This window comes from Piscicoccus intestinalis NBRC 104926 (assembly GCF_001515525.1).
Lineage (GTDB): Bacteria > Actinomycetota > Actinomycetes > Actinomycetales > Dermatophilaceae > Kineosphaera > Kineosphaera intestinalis.
The window spans coordinates 1-2,590 of the sequence record NZ_BCNQ01000255.1; the positions used below are offsets into that span (position 1 = coordinate 1).

The following is a 2,590-nucleotide window of genomic DNA, read 5'->3' on the forward strand; positions in this document are numbered from 1 at the left end:
CTGAAAATTGACCCCTTTTCGTCGGGTGAATTTTGACCCCCTGCTGGTGTGTGTTGTCAGGTTGGTCCGGTTTCAGCGGGTGCTGTCCGGGGTGGTCGGTGTTGTGGCCAGGAGGTCCTGGCGGGTGCGGGTGCGGTAGGACTGCCCGGTCAGGGTCAGGACTTCGGCGTGGTGGACGAGGCGGTCGATCATGGCGGCGGCCACGACGTCGTCGCCGAAGATCTCGCCCCAGCGCCCGAAGGGCATGTTCGAGGTGATGAGCACGGAGCCTTGTTCGTAGCGCGCGGCGATGAGTTGGAAGAACAGGTTCGCTGCGGCGGCGTCGAAGGGGATGTAGCCGACCTCGTCGATGATGAGCAGCTTGTAGCGGCGCAGTCGTCGGAGTTCGTCCTCGAGCCGGTCAGCCTCGTGCGCGCCGGTGAGGCGGGCCAGCCAGCCGGCGGCGGTGTCGAAGAGCACGGGGTAGCCGGCGTGGGCGGCTTTGATGCCCAGCCCGATGGCCAGGTGGGTCTTGCCGACACCGGGTGGGCCGAGCAGGACGACGTTCTCGGCCTTGGGGATGAATGTGGTGGTGGCCAGGTGGGCCAGGATGTCGCGGCGCAGGCTGGGCTGGTGATCGGGGTTGAAGTCCTCCAGGGTTTTGATCGCCGGGAAGTGTGCCCCGCCGATCCGGATCGCCGCACCGGATGCCTCGCGATCGGCGACCTGGCGGGCCAGGACGGCCGCGAGGTACTCCTCGTGGCTCCAGGCCTCGTCGCGGGCCAGCTGGGCCAGCTCGTCCCAGACCCGCGCGATCGTCGGAGTCTTCAACGCCCGCGCCAGATAGGCGATCTGCGAGGCCACCTGCCCGCCAGCGCTGCCGGCGGGACTCGTGGGCGTCGTGGGCGTCATGGGCGTCGTGGTGGTCATCGCACGACCTCCAGGCCGCCCTGGCCGCTCTGGCCGCTCTGGGCGTCGTGGGTGCCGGGGGTGAAGGTGGCGGGGTCGATGCCGAACAGGGTGTCGTAGTCGCTCAGAGGGCGTATCGCGACTGGGTGCCCGTCCTCGTGTCGGCGGGCGACCGCGCGGGCGGCCTGGTCTTGTTGCCACGCGGCGCGTAGCCGGGCGGCCTGCACGCGGTGGGCGGGGTCGGTGATGGTCTGTCGGCGGGCCCAGCAGCGGTCGTGGGCGGCGACCAGCCGCCCGCCGCAGGTCACGTGGACACGGTGTAGGTCGGCGTGGACGTCGACCATGCGACCGATCACGGCCGGGTCGACCGAGTAGTCCACGGAGTCCAGGCGCACGTAGTAGTCCCGGTTCAGCCGCACCCGGTGGTGCCAGCCGGTCGTCGGCGCCACCGGCGGTAGCGCGGTCATCGCCGCCACGTCCGCTGCAAGATGGTCGACCGGGCGGCCCCCCGCGCCCGACCCCGTGGCCGGGGCCAACGCGCGGACCATCCGCTGGTTGGCCCGCGGCAACCAGGCCGCGAGCTGGTCGTTGAAATCAGCCGGGCTGGTGAACGTGCGCCCCGGTAAGAATGAGGTCTCCAGGTAGCTGTTGTGCCGCTCGACCATGCCCTTGAACTCCGGGTCCGCCGGCGGCGCCAACACGATCCGAGTCGCCAACGTCCCCGCGAACGTCGCGGCGGTGGCGTGCACCCGCCCGGTGCCCCCGATCGCGGACTCGCGGTCCCACCACAACCGTTTGGGCACCGCGCCGACCCCTTCGATCAGGGCCCACATCCCGGCCAGGATGTCCGCCGCTGTCCGCGTCGGGATCATCCGCGCGCTCATGAACCGCGAGTACGCCAGCGTCACCACCAGCACGGGCAGCATCGCGACCTGCCCCGCGCCGACCGGGATCCGCGGCGCGGGGAACCACAGATCGCATTGCGCCGTGTCGCCCGGCTGGTACTCGATCCGGTCCGCCGGGTCGACCCCGCGATACTCCGGACGGATCACCCGGACCCGGTCTTTGAGGACCGTGATCGAACGCGTCCAGCCGATCCGTTCGGCGATCACCGTGGCCGGCATCGTCGGGAACTCCCGCAGCAACGCCCGAATCTGCGGCTCGACCTCATCCACGATCGAGCCCTTGGCGCCCCGCCCGTACCGCGGCGGCGCGTCGCTGGCCAAAGCCGCCCGCACCGTGTTCCGCGCGACCCCCACATGCCGCGCGATCGCCTTAATCGCCATCCCCTCAGACCGATGCAACCGGCGAATCTCTGCCCAATCCTCCACTGTGATCACCCTCCGAGGGTCAAGGCAGGGGGTCAAAATTCGAACGACGCTACGGGGTCAGTATGGAGTGTCCCCGATTTTTCGGAGTGTGGTTTAGGCTGCGATTCCTGTGAGTGTGCGATGTCCTTTGTCCCATTCGGCTGGGGTGAGGTATCCCAAGTGTGAATGGCGGCGCTGTCTATTGTAGTAGTGCTCGATCCAGGTGAAGGTCTCTTTCCGCAATGTGGACAGGTTTACCCAGGGGCGGGTGTGGATGAGTTCCTTTTTGTAGGTCGCGAAGAAGGACTCGGCGACGGCGTTGTCGAAACAATCCCCGGTGCGACCCACGGAACGCCGGATGTGGTGGTCCTTACAGTACGTGGCGAATTCGG

Annotated in this window: 3 protein-coding genes; all 3 read right to left on the bottom strand. The window is 68.5% G+C overall.

Annotated elements, in window-relative coordinates; all coding sequences use genetic code 11:
* Positions 1–72 precede the first annotated feature (72 nt).
* Positions 73–891 carry an IS21-like element helper ATPase IstB gene (gene istB / locus PINTE_RS20895; protein ID WP_068434460.1) on the bottom strand — a complete coding sequence of 273 codons (819 nt, stop codon included), beginning with the start codon at positions 889–891 and terminating at the stop codon, positions 73–75.
* A gap of 14 nt (positions 892–905) precedes the next feature.
* Positions 906–2,228, bottom strand: coding sequence for an IS21 family transposase (gene istA, locus PINTE_RS20900; RefSeq protein WP_068434457.1), 1,323 nt, complete (start codon positions 2,226–2,228; stop codon positions 906–908).
* Between the two features lie 84 nt (positions 2,229–2,312).
* Positions 2,313–2,546 (bottom strand): integrase core domain-containing protein, encoded by a 234-nt coding sequence (locus PINTE_RS25190; protein WP_084343885.1) that lies wholly within the window; start codon positions 2,544–2,546, stop codon positions 2,313–2,315.
* Between the last annotated feature and the right edge of the window lie 44 nt (positions 2,547–2,590).